This is a genomic window from Mesorhizobium sp. M7A.F.Ca.ET.027.03.2.1 (genome assembly GCF_003999175.1).
Lineage (GTDB): Bacteria > Pseudomonadota > Alphaproteobacteria > Rhizobiales > Rhizobiaceae > Mesorhizobium.
The window spans coordinates 1-4,584 of the sequence record NZ_RZOM01000465.1 but is presented as its reverse complement, the minus strand read 5'-3'; the positions used below and the strand labels follow the sequence as shown (position 1 = coordinate 4,584).

The 4,584-nt window shown below is 61.9% G+C and carries 7 protein-coding genes; all 7 read right to left on the bottom strand.

All coding sequences use genetic code 11. The features are described 5' to 3' along the window. Positions 1–1,090, bottom strand: a 1,090-nt coding sequence (locus tag EN750_RS19830) for an acyltransferase (protein WP_145967782.1), incomplete at its 3' end; no start/stop codon positions are given. Positions 1,091–1,113: 23 nt separating this feature from the next. After that, positions 1,114–2,028, bottom strand: coding sequence for a hypothetical protein (locus EN750_RS19825; protein WP_127397406.1), 915 nt, complete (start codon positions 2,026–2,028; stop codon positions 1,114–1,116). Positions 2,029–2,061: 33 nt separating this feature from the next. Then, complete coding sequence (locus tag EN750_RS19820) at positions 2,062–2,208, bottom strand: hypothetical protein (protein ID WP_013529552.1); 147 nt, start codon at positions 2,206–2,208, stop codon at positions 2,062–2,064. A gap of 25 nt (positions 2,209–2,233) precedes the next feature. Beyond that, positions 2,234–2,488 carry a GlsB/YeaQ/YmgE family stress response membrane protein gene (locus EN750_RS19815; protein ID WP_013529551.1) on the bottom strand — a complete coding sequence of 85 codons (255 nt, stop codon included), beginning with the start codon at positions 2,486–2,488 and terminating at the stop codon, positions 2,234–2,236. Positions 2,489–2,598: 110 nt separating this feature from the next. Further along, a complete protein-coding gene (locus tag EN750_RS19810; protein ID WP_127397407.1) occupies positions 2,599–2,802 on the bottom strand; it encodes a hypothetical protein in 204 nt (67 codons plus the stop codon). A gap of 104 nt (positions 2,803–2,906) precedes the next feature. Beyond that, the gene (locus EN750_RS19805) at positions 2,907–3,527 is read right to left on the bottom strand and encodes a ribonuclease D (RefSeq protein ID WP_095084743.1); all 621 of its coding nucleotides are present in this window, start codon (positions 3,525–3,527) and stop codon (positions 2,907–2,909) included. Positions 3,528–3,652: 125 nt separating this feature from the next. Further along, positions 3,653–4,584 (bottom strand): M20/M25/M40 family metallo-hydrolase (locus EN750_RS19800; RefSeq protein ID WP_127397405.1); only part of this gene is annotated, 932 nt, incomplete at its 5' end.

The following is a 4,584-nucleotide window of genomic DNA, read 5'->3' as shown; positions in this document are numbered from 1 at the left end:
CATAGGCCAGAGGTTTCCGTGCCGTATCCGACCGCGGCTGCCGGTAGCGCTGTTCGACATATCGGTAGGACAGATCCGAGATTGCCAGCGTCAGGGCGATCAGCACCAGACCTGCAAGGAGCCCGGCCGCGGGGCCATGCGCCGAATAGAAAACAACCAGCGGCCAATGCCAGAGGTAGATCGAATACGACCGGTCGCCGACATAGCAAAGGATGCTGGCGTCAAGCCCGCGAAACCGGCCTAGTTTGGTGCCGCCGGCGACAATGATGAGCACCGTCCCCAGGGTCGGCAGCAACGCAAGAGCGCCAGGAAATGACGTCGAGGCGGAAAAGAAAAGCGCTGAAAACCCGATGGCGCCAATACCGGTCATCGCCATTGCGGCGCGCAATGGCAGCCCTGCCCTGAACCGATGGACCGTCAGCGCCAGCAGGCCACCGAGCGCCAGCTCCCACAGGCGGGTATGGGTTACGAAATAAGCGGCGGCCGGATCGCTCCGGGTGATGACAACCGAGCTGATCAGCGATCCGGCAAAAACCGCGGTCAGCCCCACGAGGAATACGTCTTTCGCTGGCCGCCCGAGACGGCGCGCCAGCCAAAGGCCTGCCACCATCAGCAATGGCCAGACGATATAGAACTGCTCCTCGATGGATAGAGACCAGTAATGTTGTACCGGGCTCGCCGCCTCCTCGGCGCCGAGATAGTCGACCGCCTGCCAGGCAAGCCGCCAGTTCTGCACATAGAGCGCACTGGCAGCGACCTGGATTGCCGTCTCTTCCCAACGTGCCATGGACAGGAAGACCAGCGTTCCTGCGAGCGTGGCAAGAAGGGCCAGGATCGCAGTCGGCAGCAGTCGCCGCACTCGCCGCGAATAAAAGGCCATCAGCGAGATGCGGCCGTCGCGCAGCGCCATGCGGGCAAGCAGACCGGTGATGAGATAGCCCGAGATGACGAAGAACACATCGACTCCGACATACCCGCCAGGAAGAACCGCGGGCCAGATGTGGAAAACCACCACCAGGGCAACGGCAATGCCACGCAGCCCCTGGATTTCAGGCCGCAATGCAACAGGCCCCTCAGCGTCTTCTGTCAACACCACCCGCCTCAGACCTGATTTCAGATGGGCTCGAACTTCACATCCGGCTGGTCGGGACCGCCGGCTTGCCGCAACAGCGCGAGAATGTGTTCGCTCCTGTCAACCTGCTGTCGCCTCCAGTTCGAGGCGTTAGTCACGTGCAGCCAGCCATCGACCACCATGAAAAAATCCTCGGATTGATCATGTCCCGCGCCGAAGCGAAGCGATTTGTTTTCAGCGAACCGAACCATCGCCGGGTCGATCGACCTGTAGAGCACCGGCCAGTTGCCGCCGCCGGAATCCATATGAAACTTGTAGCTCGGGGCGAAATCCAGCCGCCGCCGCAACAGGCTTCCATCGAAAAAACAGAAGCCGGGCCACAGGAACCAGCCGCCTGGTGTCGGCGTATCGCGCCGCACGCTGCCGTAGAGGCTCTTGCCCTTCATCCGGTCGCGGATCGAAAATGGTTCAGTTGGAAAGATGTCATGATCGATGAAGCCGAAAAGCTTCGGCCCGAACCCAGGCAAGAAATTCCGCACGATCCAGTTGAGCGCTTGACCGTGCGATCTGCTGACGACCAGCCTGTTCTTCGGCAATGCCACATAGGGGACATGCTGGCGACGGCAGAGATCGCGGATTGCTTGCCTCGCCTCGTCCTTCTTGCTGTTGTCGAAGACGATGTAGCTCTCGTGCTCGGCAAGGTATCGGCGCACCAGGTGGATCTGCCATTCGATCATTTCGGGCCGGTTGAAGGCCACGGTGGCGACTATGCCATCGCGGAATACCTGCTCTTGCCCCTGCAAATCGAAGACCGGCGCGGATGCTCTCAGGAAGCGAAACACCCGCCAATGGTAGCGCAGCAGCGCCTCGCGCTTTGGCGGCCTGTTAAGCCTCTCCCATTCCGCGACGGTAATCCCAGGCTGATCGTCGTCTTCCGGCGCGTCGGAAGCCCCCATGTCGCGCTCCTGCATCTGCCCCACCGGTGCAGGCTAGTTCTGCTGGATCGAAATGCCCTTGTCGTCGATCTTGAGTTCGACGCCCTTGGGTTTGGTCTGCTCGCGATAGACGTAGATGCCGAGCGCAATGACCACGACGACGAGCGCGCCAATGACGAGATAGAGCGTATTCTGTTTCATGGCGCGCTCTTTGCGTTGTCGAGCCTCAGGCTCTTTTCAGGACCTTGACCAGCACCAGCAGGATGATGGCGCCGATGGTGGCATGGATGATCGCGGCGAGAGTGCCGCCGCCGATGGAAAATCCGATCCTCGGAAACAGCCAGCCGGCGATGAACGCGCCGACGATGCCGACGATGATGTTGCCGATAAGGCCGAAGCCGAAACCGGAAACGATAAGACCGGCGAGCCAGCCGGCGATGGCACCGATGATGATGAAGACGAGCAGGCTTTCGACACCCATAGAGAGTTCCTCCGAGCAAGAGGGCGACGGCGGAACGGAAAGCTCCGAATCGGCCTCGATATCAACGGCTTCAGGCTATTCGAAAGCGACCAGCCTCACCAGCGGCGCACTCATTGATCGTCATCGTCGCTTGCGGCAGGGCGCCAGCTGGTCGGCTCGACCTTCTTTTGCGTGTGACTGTCGATATAGACCCACCAGCCGTCGTCGCGATATTGCGCGATGGATTCGTTGAACACGCCGTCGCTATCCTTCCACGTGACGGAGACCTTGGAGCCGTCTGTCGGCGCGGTCGCAATCGGCTTTCTGTCCGCCATGTCATCATCCCCCAATTGCACCGACAAACTGAGCCGACAGAACGCCGCGGCCCGCATCCGGTTCCAGCCGGTACCGGCTGCGCGATGTGCTGGCCGGACGACCGTCAGCTGTGGGCAAAGATATCCTCTTCGTCCCAGCCCATCAGGTCAAGCTTGGCACGCGTCGGCAGGAAGCGGAAGCAGGCATCGGCCTCCTTGGTCCGCCCATCGCGCGCCAGGCGTCCGGCGAGCACATCGCGCAAACGGTGCAGATAGAGCACGTCGGAAGCGGCATATTCGAGCTGTTCGGGCGACAGCGTCTCGGCCGCCCAGTCCGACGATTGCTGCGCCTTGGACAGGCCGACGCCAAGAAGCTCGAAGCAGATGTCCTTCAGCCCGTGGCGGTCGGTGTAGGTGCGGGTCAGCCGCGAGGCGATCTTGGTGCAGAACACCGGCTCCGGCATCACGCCGAACGCATTGTAGAGCACGGCAAGATCGAAGCGTCCGTAGTGGAACAGCTTGGTTACGCCACGGTTCCGCAGCAGGCTGACGAGGTTCGGCGCCTTCTTCTGGCCAGGCGCGATCTGGATGACGTCGGCCGTGCCGTCGCCGGGCGAAATCTGCACCACGCACAGCCGGTCACGATGCGGATTGAGCCCGAGCGTCTCGGTGTCGATGGCCACTGCCCCGACATTGTAGTGCGAGAGGTCGGGCAGGTCGTTTTTATGGAAACGGATATCGGCCATTGTCTTCTCCGGTCGAGCCCTACAGTGTCCCCTGACCCGCAAGGGACGCTGCAGCGCTTTGTCTTATGGCCCGTCCTCGCCGCGATCCGCTGAAAAATCAACAGGAAAACAGGAGTTTCCGCCGCTCAGCGCGCCAAGGCATCGAGAATCCGCGCCCAGGAGCGCTGGCCCTTGTGGAAGGAGCTGAGCTCGTATTTCTCGTTGGGCGAGTGGATGCGGTCGTCGTCGAGGCCGAACCCGACCAGCAGCGATTCCATACCGAGATAGGTCTGGAAATCGCCGACAACCGGAATGGAGCCGCCGCTGCCCGTCGTCACCGCCGGCTTCGGCCATTCGTCGGACAGCGCATTCTTGGCCTTGGCCAGGAAGGGCGAGTCGTAGGAAAGCTGGATTGCCGGCGAGCCGCCATGCGGATGGAATTCGACCGAACAGTCGGCCGGAATCCGCTCCTTGACGAATTTCTGGAACGCAGCGCGAATTTTCTTGGGATCCTGCTTGTGGACAAGGCGAAACGACACCTTCGCCGAGGCTTCGGCCGCGATCACCGTCTTGAAGCCCTTGCCGGTGTAGCCGCCGATGATGCCGTTGAACTCGGCCGTCGGCCGCGCCCAGGTCAACTCCAGCACGGAGCGGCCCTTTTCGCCCGACGGGATCGACAGGCCGACCGGTCCCAGGAACGTCTCGGCGGTCTCGCCGAGCGTCTCCCATGATTTCAGGATCTGCGACGGTGTTTCCTCGACGCCGTCATAGAAGCCGGGGATGGTGATATGGCCGTCCTTGTCGTGGATATCGGCCAACACCCTGGCCAGGATGCGGATCGGATTGGCGGCGGCACCACCATAGAGGCCCGAATGAAGGTCGCGATCGGCCGCCTTCACCGTGATCTCCTCGCCGACCAGCCCGCGCAGCCCGACGCAGATCGACGGCGTGTCGCGGTCCCACATGCCGGTATCGCAAACCAGCGCGAAATCGGCCTTGAGTTCGTCGGCATTGGCTTCGAGGAACGGCTTCAACGAGGGCGAGCCGGATTCCTCTTCGCCCTCGAACAGGATGGTGA